Below are 19776 nucleotides of genomic sequence, written 5' to 3' on the forward strand. Positions count from 1 at the left end.
AGTGCGCTCTATCTTCGCCCTTTGGGCCCCGCTGTCCATCTTCGCTACGGCTCTACGTGCTTTGCACGCCGTTCTGCGAACGGTCTACGCAACTTCGTTGCTCTCCGCTGTCCATTCGCTCTATCTCCGTTTCACTGCGCTGTCGATTCTCGCTACGGCACGGACGTGCCTAGTCGAAGTCGCAACTCGCTAAAGCGATAAGGCGAAATGGCAAGCTTTGCTTTCGTTCTACTAACATCAGTAGGAGAGAAAGAATCTCCCACTGATGAAGTAAGCACTTCAACTTATGGTGAACTAATCATATAAAAAATACCTTGATAAGATTATTAGGGTGTTTTTTTATGATATAATTATTTTCTAAGACTGAGGGAAGAATAAAATATGAAAAATGCATCAGAAATTTTAGAAAAAATGAATAAAAATCAAAAAGTTAATTATGATAGAGTTTTTCAAAAAGTACAAGAGGATTGGATTGAGCAAGGGATTCGTCCTCAAATTTTGCTGCATAGTTGTTGCGCACCATGTAGCACTTATTCACTTGAATATCTTACTCGTACAGCTGATGTAACGATTTATTTTGCAAATTCAAACATTCATCCCGCTAGTGAATATGAAAGACGAAAAATTGTTCAACAGCAGTTTATTGAAGAGTTCAATCAACGAACAGGTAATGAAGTTAAATTTATTGCCGCTGCTTATGAACCCAATCTTTTCATAAAAATGATACAAGAAAATCATCTTGCTGGTGAACCTGAGGGTGGAAAAAGATGTACGGCTTGTTTTCAAATGAGATTGGATCTTGTGGCTGAGAAAGCTAAGGAACTAGGATTTGACTATTTTGGTAGCGCTCTGACGCTTTCTCCAAAGAAAAATAGCCAACTTATCAATGAGATTGGTCTTGATATTCAGAAAATATATAGTGTAAATTATCTTCCAAGTGATTTTAAGAAAAATAATGGCTATAAACGTTCTATTGAGCTTTGTAAAGAATATGATGTTTATCGTCAATGTTATTGTGGATGTGTTTATGCTGCTAAAGCGCAAGGTGTGGACTTGAAGAGTCAGAATAGGGAAGCTATTGCTTTTATAAATAATCAAAAAAGGTTTGATAGTCATATTTAATGTAGATTTTATAAAAAGAGAGCATCTGGCTCTCTTTTTTTTTGACTAAAATAGATAAAATCTTTAAAAAGTCAGTAAAATTAAGCTTTTATCCATTATCGATATTTGCATATCATTAGGTAAATTAAATTTTATATGAGATAATTCTAATTATAAGTTAATAAAATGTATTCATTAGATGACGAAAATATTAGAGAAAGGAAGAATTAGTGTTTAATTTAAACATTAATTCAAGTAAAAATCTATGAGTAAAAAAAGATTCAAAAAGTTGATAAAGCTTTTTGCGATTCTGGCTCTTGTTCTCCCCTTATTTAGCGGATTTGGTGCAATCAGAACATCAGGAGAAACATCTGGTGTGATTAATCCGAATTATCAAGAACAAGATTCTGATATTGGAGGAAGTGGACGTCCTCTGGCAGCTAACACTTGGAAAGTTGCTGGTCATGAACGGGTTCTGAATCATACAGGAAATACTGTAAGAGGAATAAATAATTTTATAACAGATGCACCTGAAGCTTCAGAAAGTGATTTTCCAGACATAGGCTCAAGTAATACATTAGATAATACATGGATTCAATATGGCACAATGTCACAACCAGAATTTGATATTACTCAATTTGCTAAAGAAACTAAAACTCCTGGTCTATATGATGTCTTCACTCATGTAAAAGGTTATCGGCATGTTTTAACCAAACCGCTTGATGTTATTTTAGTATCAGATTTTTCAGCGTCTATGGATAGTCAATCGCGTATGAATTATTGGCGAGGTGCTGTCAACGAATTTTCGAATTTACTAACCAATTATGAGGGAGTAAGAGCAGATGATGTTCGAGTGGGACACGTTGCTTTCGGGTCAAAAGTATATAATACAGGAAACGATGCAAATACTGCGACCTACTTTAGTTTGAAAAATTATGGTCAGGCTGCGGAAGATTTGAAAAGAATTGCTAATCCTCAGCAAACACCGATTTCGCTCTCCTCTAATTATACATTCACTCAAGCTGGACTTCGTGCAGCTCAAAATATGTTTGACGTGAATGATGGAAGTCGCGAAAGGATTGTTATCTTACTGACAGATGGAATTCCGACTTTTTCTAATTCAATAACAGGGTTTGATAATAAAAATTCTAATAATACTATAGATATTGGTGAAGTTACAGAAACGACTGGTGAGGGGAACTCACCAATACGTGATGGCGTTCCAGCGGCACAGACTCCATCTGGTGCTAATACTACTGTTGCAGGTAATGGTAATGGATATAACGGTTCTGCACGTATTATTGATTGGTCTCAAGGAGTTAATGGTGGTCTTCGTCCCAGAAATGCTGTAGGTTCTAGTTCAAGTAACCCTCAGTATGATAATGTTTTTCCAGCGACAATCTTTCAGGCAGATAAGATGCAGCAAGATGGAATACAACTTTATGGTATTGGGATGAACATTGCTGCAACGAATACTAGTGGAACAGAACGTGGTTTTAATATTGAAGAGGTAAAAAAGAATTTTGAACGTCTAGTTGACGGAGAAAATTATGATTACGAAAGCAGTGAATCAAAATTTACCAATTTTCCTGGTGGAGATTTTCATCTTATTTCTCAAAAATTGTCAGGTATACTTCAAGATCATTTGAATACTGTTAACAACGGACAAATTAATATTAAAATTGGCGAACAATTTAATCTTGAATCCAGCAGTGTTAAGGCCAACTTAGTGGGAACAGGAGGAAATATTGGTGCTATAGATAGCTCTGCTAATGATTCTATAGTATTATCTGATATTAGCTTAGGGGCTAATCAGGAAGTTCAAATTTATCATCAGGTACGAATTAAGACTGAGGATACAAACTTTGTTCCAGAGCAATGGTATCATATCTCTGATCCTGTAGCTACTCAATTTGTAAACAATACCGGCTCTGTGAATAGTAGGACTGAAGCGCTATTTGCAGTACCATCAGGTAATGCTCCTGGTGTGGATTTGGATTTTGCTAAACATTGGGTTGCTAATCTTGAAAGTATTCCTAAACAATTAGAACTAGTGCTTGGTCGTTCTACAGAAAATGGAATTTCTGACTGGGAGAAATCAGTTCTATTAAGTAGTGAGGGAGATTGGAAAGCTTCACTTTCTAAACTTCCGAAATTTAGTAATCTTGGACTAGATTTTAATTACAAAGTTAATAATGAAATATTTTCTGATGAAGATAAGAACCTGTCTAAGGTTTACCAGTGGGATGTAACTGGTACTACAGATATGACCGTTGTCAATACAGAACGTTTCCGCTTACAATTGATTAAAACTTCTAATCATACTAATAAGCCATTAGCAGGGGTAGAGTTTATCCTGAAAAATAGTGAAGGGAAAGAGGTTGCACGTGATAGGACGGGTGAATCTGGAGAGATTATTTTTGAAGATTTCCGTTTGAACTATGGAGAAGAATATAGCTTATCTGAAACAACACCAGCGGGTCATAAACCAACAGAACCGTGGACAATAAAAGCAGAGATTAAGGAAGGAAAACCTGTAGTATTTGTTGAGGGTGAAAAGGTAGAGTTGGATGCCGAGAATAATCGATTTGTTCTTACACTTAATATCACAAATGAGATTAATGTTGAAGCATTTAAAAATTCTGTAAAAGTTGATAAACGGGATGCAGTAACTGGGCAATCAATCTCAGGAGCACACTTTAACCTATATCATCTAAATGCGCTTAGTGATGATTTAGCGGATTTGACAGCTTTGGAGAGTTTTGATAACTTGTTACCTGGATTGTATGCTTTGCAAGAAGTTGCAGCACCAAATGGATATTTCCGTAATGATGAGGTTCAATATTTCAGAATTGATTTTGAGGGTGGATTTACCGCAATAAATGCTGAAGGTGAAGAAATACCATTTTTAGAAGAAGCAGAAATTGGACAAAATGGTTTTATCTTTGAAAAAGATGAAGAAAATAATCCTAGGCTTACTCTCATCTTCCATAATAGAGCTGCTCCTCCACTCTATCTTGACGTAACAAAAAGGGATGCTGACTTTACTTCTCCATTGGCAGGGGTGACTTTTGAACTGACAAAAGTTGGAAGAATTAATGGAGAGGATGGAAATGCAGGTGAAGCTACTTCTCCTTTGAGACTTTTCAGACTTTTTGATAGTGTAGCTTTGGATAGTACTGTTTTATTAAAATCAAATGATTCTGGACGTTTATCTCCTCTGGATGATGATGGAAATCTGATAGAAAATGCAGACCCTATTGAATTAGATTATGATACAGAGTATCAATTATTTAAAAAAGATGCTGTTGGTCTATTCCCAAATTTTGGAGAATTGAGCCAATGGACAATTAAAACACCGACTGCTGCAAAAGTACAGGAACACGCTAATGTAAATAGTGCTATAACTATCTCAGGAGATGACCTAATTGAAACACCAGATGAAGCTATTTCTGGTTCTGTTGTTCATCCACCTTCTCCTGTAGGTTATGTTTCACTTATCACAACACAAAATGCAGATTTCAAACCGATAGTAAATCTAGAATCCAGCACAAGAGCTGCTCTAAAGATGGCGCGCGATAATGAAGTATCAGCCTATGTTATTTCGTTTGAAGTTCATTCAAATATTACTCATCCATTTACGATTGAGAAAGTTGATGCGAGAAATAATACTCCTATGGATACACAATTTATCTTACGATGGGTACAGAGATTTGTTCCTACGACAGATTTTGATTCACTGAAGACTTTGAATCTTGAAGATTTAGAACTTTCTGGAGGAGAAGACGAAGATAGTGATGCGGTGGTAGATGTATCAACAGGTGCTACACTTTCAACGGTTAATGGTTCTAAAACGCTCAATCATATGTCTCGTGGAAATCTTTATATTATTAGTGAAGATACTCCACCTGCTGGCTACCAGCCAACTAATACAGTGATTGTTGCTTATATGGATGAAGCACAAGGTTATAGTGATGTAGCAGATATTCATATCCGTTTGGCTCGTCGCTCGGCTAATAATCCTAATCTTTTAGAATTTGGTGCATTGGAAGAATTTCCTGAATATCGTGGAACTCTTGATGATAAGATAGGATTGGTTTTTGCCAACTTTGAACTTGGAGAGCCCAACAATGGTAATGGAGATAATGGTGGTAATGATGAAGATGTTAAGGATGAAGGAAGTTCAAAATTACCTAGTTTGGGAGTAGTTAGTGCTGGTATTGCTGGTATAGGTACCTTGGTATTAATTGCTGCTTATCTGATGAAGAAATATCTGAAGAAGTAATTTAGTATTTTGACTTCATAAATTTTAAAAAGTTTGCATAATAATTATTATGCAGGCTTTTCTTTTATAGGTGATGTTATGAGGGGTGTATTATAAAAAATAGATTTATAGGTTAACTCTTTGAAAATAAATGCTATAATATGAGCAACTAAATATCAGGGGCAAATGATGAAAAAAGGAAAATTGCGAATTTATTTCGGTTATGCGGCTGGTGTTGGGAAAACTTACGCTATGCTTGAAGGGGCGCATGAAGCCCAAAAAGATGGAATTGATGTGGTGGCAGGTTATATTGAACCTCATGCGCGACCTGAAACCATGCGATTACTGGATGGGTTGGAGAAGCTGCCAACTAAGCGTTTGATTTACAAGGGAATTAAACTTCAAGAATTTGATATTGATGCTGCGATTGTAAGGAAACCTCAAATTATACTAGTTGATGAGTTGGCACATACTAATAGTTATGGGTCACGGAATAAGAAAAGATTTCAGGATATTGAGGAATTGCTTCGGGCAGGAATTGATGTCTATACAACGGTGAATGTTCAGCATATTGAGAGCTTGAATGATGTTATTGAGAAGATAACAGGGATTCGTGTGAATGAGAGAATTCCTGATGATGTTTTTGATGAGGCTGATCAAATAGAATTGGTTGATATTGAACCGTTGGATTTGCTTGAACGTCTTGACAAGGGAAGATTTATCAAAAAGCTCAAGCCTATCGCGCAATGCAAAATTTCTTTACAGAGGAGAAGTTGATTGCTCTTCGTGAGATCGCATTGCGCAAAACCGCTGACCAAGTGAACCATAGTGCGGTTCGCATGGATAAAAATAGAAATAGCGCTTATACGAAAGAGCATGTTTTGGTCTGTGTTTCTCCTTCACCATCAGCATTGCATGTGATTCGAGCAGCAGCACGTTTGGCGATGGCTTTTAAAGCGGAATTTACGGCACTTTATGTGGGAAATGTGGAAGCTGAATCTTCAAGTGATGAAGATAAAATGAGATTACGTCAGAGCTTACAGTTAGCTGAACAGCTAGGAGCAAAGGTTTCGGTTGTTTATGGGGATGACCTCCCTCAACAAATTGCAGAGTATGCCAAGGTGAGTCATGTGTCAAAACTGGTGATAGGTAAAAGTGCAGAACAACCATTTTGGCGAAGGGTGAATATTGTTGATTTTTTAAGTCAGGCGGCTCCTAATCTAGATATTTATGTTATTCCAAATGGGAGAGCACTGGAGGAAACATCACATCGAAAGTTTTATCAACTGACAAAACTACATTTTTCTGTCAGTGATTTATTTAAAACTTTGCTGATGCTTGTCGTTGTGACGGTAGTTGGTCTGGCTTTTCGATATTGGAATTTCAGTGTTGCAAATATTATTACAATCTATATTTTGGGGGTTCAGATTAATGCTGTGCTGACGAAGGGGCGAATTTTTAGTGTTATTTCGTCAGTGCTTTCTGTGCTTTGTTTTAACTATTTTTTTACTGCTCCTTATTTTACTTTCGTGGCATTTAGTCCGAATTATCCAGTAACTTTCTTTATTATGCTTGCTGCAGGGTTAATTACGGCAACATTGATTAAGAGAATTCAGGAGCAAGTGAGAGCCTCTGCTGAGAAGTCTTATCGTACGGAAATTTTGCTTCAAACAAATAAGGAATTGGCACAATCTGATTCGGTAGTAGATATTTTAGAGGCTACAGCTTACCAAGTCGAAAAATTGTTGGAGCGTGATATTGTTGTCTATCCTGTTGAAGAAGGTGTACTTAGCGAACCACATTATTTTGCTACGGAACGGTCTAATCGTACGTTAGCTACTTATGAATCATATAAGGAAAACGGCGTAGCTGAGTGGGTGATGCATAATAACAAGCGAGCGGGAGCGACAACGAGTACTTTATCAGCTTCAAAATATTTGTATCTTTCTATTCGAGGTAAAAATCAGGTTTTTGCTGTGATTGGGATATTAATGACTGAAAAATCTGAACTTGAAGTTTTTGAAAAATCAGTTGTTTTTGCGATTTTAGGTGAGGCTGCGTTAGCTTTGGAGAAAGAAATTTTACGTGAGGAGCAGCAGAAAACAGAACTCAAGATGCAGCAAGAGCAGCTTCGTGCTAATCTACTTCGTGCAATTTCTCATGATTTGCGAACACCACTGACAAGTATTTCGGGTCATGCAAAATTACTGATGGAATCTGGTCAAAGTCTGGACGAGCTTCAAAAAAATGAACTTTCAGCGTATATTTATGATGATGCGATGTGGCTGATTAACTTAGTCGAAAATCTGCTCTCTATCACAAAATTGGATGGTGATGTGGAGTTGCAGCTAACAACAAATATCATTGACGAAGTGATTGAAGAGGCTTTGAAACATGTGGACAGGCATTTGAGTCAATATCGATTTAGTTTGGAATTATCAGCTGAGGTATTGACCGCAAAAATGGATGCTCCTTTGATGATTCAGGTGTTGATTAATATTATTAATAATGCTGTAAAATACACGCCTGTTGGCTCAACGATTGTACTAAGTACACAGCGTTTGGACGGAAAAATAGTGGTAGAAGTTGCTGATGATGGGGTTGGGATTAGAGATGAAGCAAAGTTGAAAATTTTTGATTTATTTTATACGACAGGAAATCGTCAGGTGGATTCAAAACGTGGTTTGGGTCTTGGACTGTCCTTGTGTAAGAGTATTATCGTGGCGCACGGTGGTGAGATTTATGCACGAGATAATTATCCAAAAGGCGCAATTATTGGTTTTACATTACCTTTAGTGGAGGTTGTTTTAACGGATGGAGAATGAAGTGATTAAAATTTTGATTTGTGAGGATGATCCGTCAGTCAATAAATTATTGTCGTTAACGATGGAAGTTGAAGAATATGATTATACTGCGGTTCAGACGGGCAAAGCTGCTTTACGTGAGTTGGTAACGCACCGCCCAGATGTATTGATTTTGGATTTGGGACTGCCTGATATGGATGGTCGTGAAATCATTGAAAAGGTGCGCGGTTTCTCACAACTACCGATTATTGTAGTGAGTGCGCGCGGTGAAGAAACGGATAAAATCGGTGCGTTAGACGCGGGTGCGGATGACTATTTGACGAAGCCTTTTAGCACTGATGAGTTGTTAGCGCGTCTGCGTGTGAGCTTACGGCGAGCAAAATTTGCTGACAAAAATCTGTCAGCACTGACAGAAAAAACAGAATTTATTAATGGCTGGCTGCGAATAGATTTTTTGTCCAAATGCGTATTTGTCAGTGATGAAGAGATTCATCTGACTCCAATTGAATACAAGTTGCTTTGTCTTTTGTCTGAAAATCTTGATCGTGTTTTGACTTATCATTTCATTGTCAAGGAAATTTGGGGTTATTATGAGGAGGATTTTTCGGCTTTGCGTGTCTTTGCCAATACATTACGCAAGAAAATTGAGCTTAATCCGACTCACCCTAAAATCATCCAAACACATATTGGGGTAGGTTATCGAATGGTTAAAATTGATGAAAAATGAAGTCAAGACGAAATATGAAGCCTGCCATTTCGATTAGCATCAAGGTGGACGGAGATGGTGCTACTTTATCCGCAGAGAACGGGAATTAGCATACACTTGCTTCGATAAAATAAAAACTTACTGATGGACTTTTTGTCAGTAAGTTTTTTTAGTCTGTCAGTGCTGACAGGCTTTTTTTATCAAAACAAGTGTGTGCTCCGCTGTCCATCCTCGCTACGTGCTTCGCACGCCGTTCTGCGAATGGTCTACGCAACTTCGTTGCTCCGCTGTCCGTTTGCTTAACTGCTAAAGCTTGCATTTTCGCTTCGCTCCGCTATCCATTCGTTCTATCTCCGCTTCGCTCCGCTGTCGATTTCACTAACCGACTAAAAGTCGGAAGTTCAAATCGCAATCCAGCAAAGCTGGCAGGACGAAATGGTAAGAGCAAAAGGCAATGCGACTGATAAAAGGGCAACTCTCACTGAATAAGGCTTGACTTCATCTCAAAAATAAAATCTTTATATCATCTTTATATGACTTGGCTAATCTTTATACCAGCTTAATTTTTAAAATGTTAGAATGATTTCGATATCAAAGAGGAGGACAATGTTTTGATGGATTTATTGATGCTTGTAATATTTGTAGTGCTTTTTGCACTGATTTTTGGATTGATTGCTTGGTGTAATCATCAAATGAAGAGAAATTAGAAAGAGGTGTTGAAGTGTTCATTGTTTTAGGGATTATTATTATTTTGTTGGCTTTTTATCTCTTTTACGCGCTGATTCATCCAGAGCGATTTTAGGAGGAAAATGAGATGTTACAAAGTGTTTTTATTTTAGTAATTGGGGTTTGCTTAATGCTCCCGACAGGAAAATATCTTTATCATATTGCAACGGGACAACACACCTTCGCTGATTCAGTGATGAACCGTGTGGATTCTTTGATTTACAAGTGCATCAGGGTAAAAAAACAAAGGATGACTTGGAAAAAATATGCAATTGCATTAGTCTTAACCAATGCGGTAATGGTTTTTTGGGGCTACTTGATTTTACGGGTGCAGACTTTGCCTATTTTTAATCCAAATGGAATTTCAGCGATGGAGCAAAGTTTGAGCTTTAATACTGTAATTTCTTTTATCACCAATACTAACTTGCAAGACTACGCTGGAGAGACAGCTTTGTCTTATCTAAGCCAGATGGTTGTGATTACTTTTATGATGTTTACATCAGCTGCATCAGGTTTTGCGGCTGCAATGGCATTTATTCGTGGTTTATCGGGTAAGTTTCAAGATATGGGAAATTTCTATGTTGATTTTGTTCGGATTATCACTCGTGTACTTTTACCTCTTTCCATCATTGGTGCATTGATTCTTATCTCACAAGGAGTTCCTCAAACGCTCATGCACACTTTGACAGTGACAACTTTGGAAGGAAAGTTTCAAGATATTGCATTGGGACCTGTTGCAGCGCTTGAAATAATCAAGCATTTGGGTACAAATGGTGATGGATTCTTTGGGGCAAATTCAGCCATGCCTTTTGAAAATCCAAATGTGCTTACTAATCTTGTTGAAATGCTGTCAATGATGCTTTTACCTGGCTCAATCCTTGTTGCTTTCGGACATATGGTGGCGGATAATCATTCTGTGCTGACAGAACGTTCTGAAAAGCTGTCAGTAAATGACAAAGCTCAAAAAATTAAAAAAGTTTGGCTCGGAAGACAAGCACGTCCAATTTTTATTGTCATGAGTGTATTGTTTATCGCTGGTCTTATCGTTATTCTTTGGGTAGAGTCTAAAGGAAATCCTATTTTACAGCATATTGGTCTTAGTCAGTCTATGGGCAATATGGAAGGAAAAGAAACACGATTTGGTGTGACAATGTCTGGGCTTTTTACTGAAATTACAACAGCATTTACCACAGGGTCAGTCAATAATATGCATGATACACTGATGCCATTGAGTGGTGGTGTTGCTCTAGTAAATATGATGCTCAATGTCATTTTCGGAGGCAAAGGTGTTGGATTGATGAACATGATTTTATACGTTATCTTGGCTGTCTTTATCTGCGGGTTGATGATTGGGCGCACACCTGTATATCTTGGGAAAAAAATTGAGGGAACAGAGATGAAACTGACTGCAATGGGAATCATTGTGCATCCATTTCTCATTTTAAGTTTTTCGGCACTGGCTGTTTCACTTGCTGCAGGTGTTGCGGGAGTGAGCAATCCAGGCTTTCATGGTTTGTCACAAATTATCTATCAATATACTTCATCATCAGCTAATAATGGTTCAGGTTTTGAAGGTCTAAAGGATAATACCGCCTTTTGGAATATCACAACAGGGTTTGCTATGTTCTTTGGACGGTATGTGACCATGATTATTCAACTTGCAATTGCTGGTTCATTGATGATGAAAAAACCAGTCAATGAATCACAAGGAACGTTAAAAACAGATACAGGCACTTTTACTATCGTGCTGTTTGTCATTGTCATTGTCATTTCAGCTTTAACTTTTTTACCAACTTTGGTTCTAGGACCGATTGCTGAATCTTTAACTTTGTGAGGTGTTATGATGGTTTCAAAAAATAAAAAATTATTAAATCAGGAAATATTGACAAGCTCTGTCAAAGGAGCATTTGTCAAACTTAATCCGATGTATATGATAAAAAATCCAGTGATGTTTGTGGTTGAAATTGGTTTTGTGATTACGTTGATTTTATCTATTTTCCCTGATTTGTTTGGCACAGTGAGCCGTTCAACACAGATTTACAATAGTATTGTGGCTCTGATTTTGCTACTGACAATTCTTTTTGCTAATTTTGCTGAATCTGTTGCCGAAGGGCGAGGTAAAGCACAGGCTGAGAGTCTGAAAAAAACGCAACAAAATATGAAAGCACGACTTATTGGTACTGACAGAAATTCTGTCAGTACTGACGAGAAAATAATTGATGCTACTGAACTGAAAAAAGGCAATATTATTCTTGTCAAAGCAGGCGAGCTTATTGCAAATGATGGAGAAGTCATTGAAGGAATAGCCTCTGTTGATGAATCAGCAATTACGGGTGAGTCAGCGCCTGTCGTCAAAGAATCAGGGGGTGATTTTGCTTCTGTCACAGGAGGAACAACGGTTTCAAGTGATTGGCTCAAAATCGAGATAACATCAAATGCAGGCGAGTCCTTTATTGATAAGATGATTGCTTTGGTTGAAGGAGCATCGCGCAAAAAAACACCCAATGAAATTGCTTTGAATACGCTCCTTGTCAGTTTAACGATTGTTTTCTTGATTGTCATTGTGACACTTTATCCTATCGCAAATTTTGTCCATGTGAAGCTTGCTGTACCTACTTTAATTGCATTGACCGTTTGTTTGATTCCAACAACAATTGGTGGATTATTGTCCGCTATCGGAATTGCTGGTATGGATCGTGTGACACGTTTTAATGTGATTGCCATGTCAGGAAAAGCTGTCGAAGCGAGTGGAGATGTTGACACTATGATTTTGGATAAAACAGGGACGATTACTTTTGGTAATCGAATGGCAGCTAAATTTATACCCGTTGCTGGAGTAACGCTGTCAGCACTGACAGAAAGTGCGGTACTGACATCATTACAAGATGAAACGCCAGAAGGAAAATCTATTGTCAAACTGGCTGAGGAGCAAGAAGATAAAGAATTTATGACACCTGCTGATATGACTTTTGTAGCATTTACAGCTCAAACTCGAATGAGTGGGGTGGATTTTCCGATAGGACGGACGATTAGAAAAGGTGCGACAGATGCGATTATCGCTCAGGTCACAAAACGTGGGGGTAGAATTCCCACAGACTTGAAAATAATCACTGACGAAATTTCATCAGCAGGTGGCACACCATTGGCCGTTGCTGAAAATGATAAAATTCTTGGTGTCATTTATCTAAAAGATACAATTAAGCCAGGTCTAGTTGAGCGATTCGCGCGTTTACGTAAGATGGGCATAAAAACGATTATGTGCACAGGCGATAACCCATTGACTGCTGCAACCATTGCTCAAGAAGCAGGTGTAGATAGTTTCATCGCCGAATGTAAACCTGAAGATAAAATTGAAGCTATCAAAGCAGAACAAAATAAAGGAAAAATTGTTGCGATGACAGGTGATGGCACAAATGATGCACCAGCATTGGCTCAAGCCGATGTAGGAATTGCTATGAATTCAGGAACTAGTGCTGCCAAAGAAGCAGCAAATATGGTTGACCTTGATAGTGATCCTACCAAAATTCTTGACATTGTTGAAATCGGAAAACAATTACTGATTACACGCGGAGCATTGACCACTTTCTCCATTGCTAACGATATTGCCAAATATTTCGCCATCATTCCAGCGATGTTTATGATAGCAATTCCAGCAATGCGCGTGCTCAATGTCATGGGGCTTGCGACTCCGTCAAGTGCAATTTTATCGGCTCTGATTTTTAACGCCATCATTATTCCTATTTTGATTCCGCTTGCGATGAAGGGGGTCAAGTACAAGCCTCAACGATCAGAAAAAATGCTGACACATAATATGTTGATTTATGGTCTAGGAGGAGTAATTGCACCGTTTATTGGCATTAAAATCATTGATTTTATCATTGCACCACTTTTGCATATGATAGGACTTTAAAAGCATAGACTGTCAGCATGCTGACAAAAAGGAGAAATTATGAAAAAAGCACTTACAGAAATAAAAACACCATTCCTAATTACGCTTGTGTTCATTGTTATTTGTGGTCTATTCTATCCATTACTTATGACAGGATTAGGCCAAACACTCTTTCCCCACCAAGCTAATGGCAGTCAAGTTATTGCTGACGGAAAAGTTATAGGTTCGTCATTAATCGGTCAAGAATTTACGACGCCACAATACATGAAAGGACGCCCTTCTGCTGTAAATTACAATACCTATACCACCAAAGAGAAAGAAGAGGGAATCTACACAGGAGTGTCATCTGGCTCTCAAAATCTTGCACCAAGCAATCCAGCACTTCAACATCGTGTTGAAAAAGCTCAGGTTGCGTTTCTCAAAGCAAATCCCACAATAACAAAATCACAAATTCCAACAGACTTACTGACCGCCTCTGGTTCAGGTTTAGATCCAGATATTAGTCCAGAAAGTGCACTTGTTCAAGTACCAGAACTATCAAAAACAACAGGATTAAGTGAAAGTAAATTAAAAGAGATTGTCAGAAAAAATACTCAAAATAAGTTACTCGGATTTCTTGGCGAAAAAACAGTAAATGTTCTATCTGTCAACATTGATATAGCAAAGTTCTTATCCCAAAATAAATAAAATATAAAAAAATCACTAAGTACTCTTAGTGATTTTATCTCGTCGTCTTCTCCCAAGAGAAAAACAGAAATTTAACCTATTGCATATAAGCTTTGTTTAGTTTATTTATTAATAAATCGTGCCTGTATTTTTCTAAATAACAATACCCCTAAACTAATAACTATCAAAGCACCACCAAAGACCAAAAGAAATTCAGAAGGAGAATCTCCAGTAGTAGGTAATTTTTTATTTTCAACTTTTTTATCTATGCTTTTGTTTTCATGAGTCCCTTTTTTGAGGTAGATGTAGGGATAGCTGGCTTGGGAGCAGATGGCAAAACAGTATCTTTTTTATAGATATAAGTTATGTTTTGAGTTTGATGAGTGAATTGTCCATTAGCATTTCCGTAAATTTCTTTAAAAGTGTATCCGTTGATACGTTTTTGCTCTGAAGAGTAGCTTTCACCAACATCACCAGATAGGACTATGGATTTTGAGAGCGTCTTTCCAGCTTCATCCACATAGTTAATGATGACATTTCCCTTGTCTGGCAATTTGTCACTAACTTTTATCGTAGCTATAGCACTATATATCCCATGATTTTCCGAATCCGAGAAGAAATTAGGAACACCTCTTGTATAGGTCACCTTATATATTCCAGCTTTACTGGTATCTACATCACCACTAACAATAATATTTGAAAAATCTACAGGATTTCCCCAATAATCTGTTGCAGAATCAAAATTATCTTGAGCATCCCAATGCTCCCCAACGGTTAAGTTTGAATCATGAACAATAATACTAGAAAAATCTTGATTCATACGATAAACATAAATTACTGTCTGTGCTTGATCAGTAAAAGTTCCATTTGCATTTCCTTGCACCTCTTTAAAAGTATAACCAGAAATACTCTTTTGTTCAGCTGTATAAGCATCTCCAATATTTCCGTTTAAAGTTTCAGGAGTTGCAATTTCCTTGCCATTCTCATCTTGGTACAAAACAGTAACAGCCTTACCAGGTAAAGCAGGATTTAAAAATTGAAATTGTCCCATAATCATTGATGAATTTAACTCATAAAACCAGTCTTGAATACTCCAATCATAAAAAATAGAATATTGCCCCGTAACAGGGAACATCGGTTGATTTAACATATTATTGTTTATAATATCATCTTTTTTAGGAATCAATGGAGCAGTAATACTAACAAATGGATTGCTACCATCAGACTCAGGACTGGTGAGTGTTCCATTTAGAGTCACCTTAACACCCTTCAATTCACTTAATGGAGGCTTTGTATCTGTATAGTTAATGCCGTCAGTCGTATAAATCATCTTTACTAAAGGTAAAAAATTGCTACTTCCAGACAAGGTAGGATAATCTGCAAATGTAAACCATTCATTTCCAGATGCATCAGCATTAGTGAAGCTACTCCATAGTTTATTAGTCAGTGTTCCATTACTTATCGCAATAAGTTCCTCCTGAATATAAACGGTAGAAGTTGTTTTGAGATTAATATCTGAAACTTGATTCCAAGAGATATTTCGATAATTATCACCATCAAAAGAGTAAAAAAGTGCAGCACCGAAATTTGGTGTACCCGCCTGTACTTTTGGACTCCTCCAACCTATGCATGCTGCTAATAGAAGCAATACAGCTAAAGACAAAATGTGTTTTCTTTTCAATTTTATAAGACTCCTTTATTTAACTTGTTGGTCTTTTTTGTGACTAACATTAATACATGATTAAATTTTATCATTTGAAGTAAATTAAAAAATATCTTTTTGTTAAAATTGGTTTTATTTAATTAATTTTTATTATGTATTTTATTGATTGCATTATTTTGTTTTTGTATTGAAATGTTTTTTTAAAACATAAGCCCACAAAAAGAAATATAAATGATTTGTACTATTTCAAATAAAAATGTCAAGATTCTATAAAAAGTTTATAAAATAAAAATAGCAGAAGTCGTTACAACATCACTTTAAGGACGGGTATTATACGCTTTTATAGTAAAAACAGCTTAAGTTCTGTCAGAATTAACATATAAAAAACTTGCAAAAATGATAAGAAATATGTAAAATTAACGTAATCATAAGATAACGTATTGTTAAAAATGGAGAATATGAATCACCTATAGAAGAGTGAGTAGTTAATATATGAGCGACGAAGTGATAAAAGTCTATTATTCAGTAGGAAGAAAAAGCGCCACTGTCAGAAAATTAGAAAAGTGGTTTCAGATGCATCAAATGGAATATCAGCTATTAACCTTTGGCTCTCTGACCCAAAAAGAATTGCTTAATATTTTATATCTAACAGATCAAGGATTTTCAGATATTATAAGAACAAAAATAAAAAATCCAAGCCTTAATAAACTTTTGAATCAAGCAATTGACAAATATACTGTGCCAGAAATGCTTGACTTTTTGTTGGAACATCATTATTTATTAAAAAGTCCAATTGCAATCAAAGACCACAAACTCCAAATAGGATATAACGAGGAAGAATTGCGACAATTCATTCATCGAGAACGGAGAATAGTGGAACAACGCTATCATTTCAGTCAGTAAATAAATGACCTAGCTTTTGTTGAGTTAGGTCACTAATTGTGGAGAAAATAAAATATGGAAACAACTAAAACATCCAAGCAACGATACAAAGTACAAATTGCTCCTTATCAGTCATGGATAAATAGCATTATCATTCCTTCAACATTAATCGCACTCTATCTCTTTACTCTGATAGGAATTAAGATAAATGTTGTGGGGACGCTTATATTTATTTTTGCGATAATCACACATCTTAACTATAAGCGAGCAGAAGTACCAAAAATCTGTTACACTGCACCCATTCTATATTATGTCTATAATGTTGTATCTATTCCGCTCATGATTTTACTTTTTATATCTCCAAATGAAATTATTTTATCTACGCTTTTATCTTTGATAACTATCATTTTATTGATTTTGGTCATCGTTTTCTATTATATTTCGGCAAGTGTGATTAAAAAGCAGTACCCAAATCTAAAAGATGACTTTAGAAAAGCCAATATTGAGTACAAATCAAGTAAAAAATCATTATAAAAATAAAAACCAATAAAAAAACTCTCGTATCCGCGGGAGTTTTTTTATTGATGAAATGAAAGTTATTTAATGTACGAAAAATAATAAAAAAATCTAATTAATTAGATTTTTATCTTAAATATTTATACGAAAAGCCATAATTTTTCTGAAAGAAAATATAAAAACATAAGATAAAAACAGTAATGCTTATTACTACCTTACAAATACATTATATAATAATTTATAAATATGTCAACAGTTTTGCAAAAGATATATAAGAAATCAATAATTAAAATTGTGAAAAAATTAGAATTCAAAGATTCGGAATTTATGACGATTATTTATTTTCAAATGGTTTTTAAGACTAACTCTATTATACTATAGAGTTTTTGCTTTCAGAAAAATTATGGTTTTCTTGAAAGAGCGATTAAAAAAGAAGAAGAAAGACAAATGTCTACTACACAAGGAATAGAAAGGAGAAATAGGCAGAGAAATAAAAAATATACAAAATGAGTGAAAAAAATATTTCACAAAAACAATTCATTGCTAAAATCAAATTTTGATTAAATTTTGATTAATTATTTATTGGAGAAAATTAAATGAAAAAAACACTTAAGCAAGCAATTTTTTCAAGAATGATGGCTAGTTCCACAATTCTTATTCTTGCGAGCGGAGCTGCAGTACCAGCATTTCAGGCATATGCTACGACGGATAGTGCTTCAAATCTTTCCACTAATCCTGTCGCAGATTCTACAAGCGACCGTTCATTGACTATTACCAAATATCAAATTACGGAAGCTAACCAATCTGGCACTAATGGAGATGGGACTGGCGGTACAGTAAATCTTCCATTACTTCAAGGAGTTGAGTTTAAAATTCAACGTGTTTTGCCAGTAAAAGACGGTGCACAATTAGTTAATCCTGCGCTTCAACATGAAGGAACAGACTACACGATTGATTCTAACTTTACAGCACAGACAGGGACAACAGGTTCAGACGGTAAAGTCAAATTTGATTTAGGAACAGGCACTGACAATGATGGAGTCTATCTTGTGACAGAGGTTGATGATTCAGGAGCTATTGATCCTACAACAGGAAAACCTGTTACAGTTGTGAGTCCAGCTGCACCTTTCTTTGCTTATATTCCACAAACAAATCGTGGAACACAGTCAGGGCTTATTTATGATGTACAAGCTCAACCCAAAAACCAAATTATTGACGATATTCATCCCGTCAAAAATGTTGGAACAGAGGATGGCAAAACAGATTCATTAGTAGCAGGAAATAACTTTAATTGGTATCTCAAAACAGATATTCCTGCAGGTCTTTATTCGACAGCAACGAAAGATACTTCTTTGCAAGTACGAGATAAAGCTGGGAATGCTGTTTACTACGCGGATGGTACTCCTGTAACGGTTGCAATCAAAGCTGGAGATCCACTTTACTATTCAGCATCGGATGCTTTTGCAGCGGCAGGTGGTGTGCCTATTTACTCAAATGGTTCAAGCACAGCTCTTAAAGCAGCTGATTTAGCTCCTTCAAGCCTATATACGATTACTGACCAAATGTCCAATCAACTCACGGTCAACTCACAAAAAATGCAATATCAGGATGCCTCTGGAGCATGGGTGGATTTAGATTCTAGCGACTATACTTATACCGCCACAGGTAAAACAACCCTTACATTCGAATTAACAGAATCAGGACTTGCCAAAGTAGCAGCTTCAAAAACAGCAGGTGGTACACCTCAAATTCGTGCGGTTGTTAACACTAAGGTTGATGCAAATTGGGATGGGGTTATTGAAAATAACTTCACAGCAACTTATCAAACTCCTACAGAAGCAGCAACTCCAACAACACCACCAGTTAATCCCCCAGTAACACCCCAGTAACACCCCAGTAACACCCCCAGTTCCACCTATTGACGTTACTCCACCACCAGGAGAAACACCTAAATATTTTGATGGCGGTTTTGATATTGTAAAAGAAGATGCTTCCACTAAAACTGAACTTGCTGGCGCTGAATTTATGATTGCCACGAGTGAAGATAATGCAAATGCAGGAAAATATCTTGCATCTGATGGTAATTCTTATACAACAGCAGATACATTACCAAGTGGTGTAAGTTTCTTGACCTCTACATCTGATGGTAACGGACATGCAACTTTTGATGGACTACCTTTGGCATTTAATGACGGTAATGGTAATGGTATTCTTGACTGGACAGACAGCAATAGCAATGGAATCATTGACCCAGGAGAACTTTCAGACGGAGACACCGTTCAATCTGATTACTGGGTTGTTGAAACAAAAGCTCCAGCAGGATATGAACTTTTAAAAACTCCACAAAAAGTAACAGTTAATGACACAACATCGAATGATTCAACAATAGAATTAACAGTAGCAGACCAAAAATCAACAGATTTGCCATTTACAGGTGGAGCAGGACAAGTATTACTCGTAACCCTTGCACTTGGTTCAATTGGTATTGGTACAGCAATCATTGTAGCGCGTAAAAAACGTCAATCAAAGGAAGTATAATTTTTAGAGAAAGGAGACAGC

15 protein-coding genes and 1 pseudogene are annotated in these 19776 nt (G+C 36.6%); 13 read left to right on the plus strand and 3 right to left on the minus strand.

Going from position 1 to position 19776, the window contains the following annotated elements; translation table 11 throughout:
* Positions 1-381 precede the first annotated feature (381 nt).
* From FLP15_RS08310 to FLP15_RS08325, 5 genes and pseudogenes are all read left to right on the plus strand, one after another.
* Positions 382-1122 carry an epoxyqueuosine reductase QueH gene (locus FLP15_RS08310; RefSeq protein WP_142766719.1) on the plus strand — a complete coding sequence of 247 codons (741 nt, stop codon included), beginning with the start codon at positions 382-384 and terminating at the stop codon, positions 1120-1122.
* 244 nt (positions 1123-1366) lie between these two features.
* On the plus strand, positions 1367-5386 hold the full coding sequence (locus tag FLP15_RS08315; protein ID WP_142766721.1) for a vWA domain-containing protein: 4020 nt from the start codon (positions 1367-1369) through the stop codon (positions 5384-5386).
* Between the two features lie 231 nt (positions 5387-5617).
* Positions 5618-6462 (plus strand): annotated as a pseudogene (locus FLP15_RS13740) (universal stress protein); the annotation flags it as partial.
* Between the two features lie 237 nt (positions 6463-6699).
* Positions 6700-8190 carry a DUF4118 domain-containing protein gene (locus FLP15_RS13745; RefSeq protein WP_342588755.1) on the plus strand — a complete coding sequence of 497 codons (1491 nt, stop codon included), beginning with the start codon at positions 6700-6702 and terminating at the stop codon, positions 8188-8190.
* Positions 8180-8896 (plus strand): response regulator, encoded by a 717-nt coding sequence (locus FLP15_RS08325; RefSeq protein WP_142766723.1) that lies wholly within the window; start codon positions 8180-8182, stop codon positions 8894-8896. Before FLP15_RS13745 ends, FLP15_RS08325 begins: the two co-directional genes overlap by 11 nt.
* A 148-nt stretch (positions 8897-9044) precedes the next feature.
* On the opposite strand, the gene FLP15_RS12760 is transcribed toward FLP15_RS08325, so the two are convergent.
* Positions 9045-9194 (minus strand): hypothetical protein, encoded by a 150-nt coding sequence (locus FLP15_RS12760; protein ID WP_190288273.1) that lies wholly within the window; start codon positions 9192-9194, stop codon positions 9045-9047.
* A 402-nt stretch (positions 9195-9596) separates the two neighbouring features.
* On the opposite strand from FLP15_RS12760, the gene kdpF reads away from it, so the two are divergent.
* The 4 genes from kdpF to FLP15_RS08345 are packed head-to-tail and all read left to right on the plus strand — an operon-like array spanning position 9597 to position 14177.
* The gene (gene kdpF, locus FLP15_RS13855; protein ID WP_205570831.1) at positions 9597-9677 is read left to right on the plus strand and encodes a K(+)-transporting ATPase subunit F; all 81 of its coding nucleotides are present in this window, start codon (positions 9597-9599) and stop codon (positions 9675-9677) included.
* Between the two features lie 12 nt (positions 9678-9689).
* Positions 9690-11435, plus strand: coding sequence for a potassium-transporting ATPase subunit KdpA (locus tag FLP15_RS08335; RefSeq protein ID WP_142766725.1), 1746 nt, complete (start codon positions 9690-9692; stop codon positions 11433-11435).
* A 9-nt stretch (positions 11436-11444) separates the two neighbouring features.
* The gene (gene kdpB / locus FLP15_RS08340; RefSeq protein WP_142767473.1) at positions 11445-13511 is read left to right on the plus strand and encodes a potassium-transporting ATPase subunit KdpB; all 2067 of its coding nucleotides are present in this window, start codon (positions 11445-11447) and stop codon (positions 13509-13511) included.
* Positions 13512-13550: 39 nt separating this feature from the next.
* On the plus strand, positions 13551-14177 hold the full coding sequence (locus FLP15_RS08345) for a K(+)-transporting ATPase subunit C (protein WP_142766727.1): 627 nt from the start codon (positions 13551-13553) through the stop codon (positions 14175-14177).
* Between the two features lie 101 nt (positions 14178-14278).
* Here the strand turns inward: FLP15_RS08345 and FLP15_RS13860 are convergent, their stop codons facing one another.
* Positions 14279-14488, minus strand: a complete 210-nt coding sequence (locus tag FLP15_RS13860) for an LPXTG cell wall anchor domain-containing protein (RefSeq protein WP_142767474.1) — start codon at positions 14486-14488, stop codon at positions 14279-14281.
* Positions 14422-15837 (minus strand): MucBP domain-containing protein, encoded by a 1416-nt coding sequence (locus FLP15_RS08355; RefSeq protein WP_223804592.1) that lies wholly within the window; start codon positions 15835-15837, stop codon positions 14422-14424. The genes FLP15_RS13860 and FLP15_RS08355 overlap by 67 nt, the downstream gene beginning before the upstream one ends.
* A gap of 564 nt (positions 15838-16401) precedes the next feature.
* On the opposite strand from FLP15_RS08355, the gene FLP15_RS08360 reads away from it, so the two are divergent.
* The 4 genes from FLP15_RS08360 to FLP15_RS08375 all read left to right on the plus strand — a co-directional run bounded on the left by FLP15_RS08360 (position 16402) and on the right by FLP15_RS08375 (position 19755).
* Positions 16402-16722: an ArsC/Spx/MgsR family protein gene (locus tag FLP15_RS08360; RefSeq protein ID WP_190288274.1), complete on the plus strand. Its 321-nt coding sequence runs from the start codon at positions 16402-16404 to the stop codon at positions 16720-16722.
* A 54-nt stretch (positions 16723-16776) separates the two neighbouring features.
* On the plus strand, positions 16777-17235 hold the full coding sequence (locus FLP15_RS08365) for a hypothetical protein (protein ID WP_142766731.1): 459 nt from the start codon (positions 16777-16779) through the stop codon (positions 17233-17235).
* A 578-nt stretch (positions 17236-17813) separates the two neighbouring features.
* Positions 17814-19106 carry a SpaH/EbpB family LPXTG-anchored major pilin gene (locus tag FLP15_RS08370; RefSeq protein WP_142766732.1) on the plus strand — a complete coding sequence of 431 codons (1293 nt, stop codon included), beginning with the start codon at positions 17814-17816 and terminating at the stop codon, positions 19104-19106.
* Positions 19107-19134: 28 nt separating this feature from the next.
* Complete coding sequence (locus FLP15_RS08375) at positions 19135-19755, plus strand: SpaH/EbpB family LPXTG-anchored major pilin (RefSeq protein ID WP_150136627.1); 621 nt, start codon at positions 19135-19137, stop codon at positions 19753-19755.
* Positions 19756-19776 lie beyond the last annotated feature (21 nt).

Source organism: Lactococcus protaetiae (genome assembly GCF_006965445.1).
GTDB lineage: Bacteria > Bacillota > Bacilli > Lactobacillales > Streptococcaceae > Lactococcus > Lactococcus protaetiae.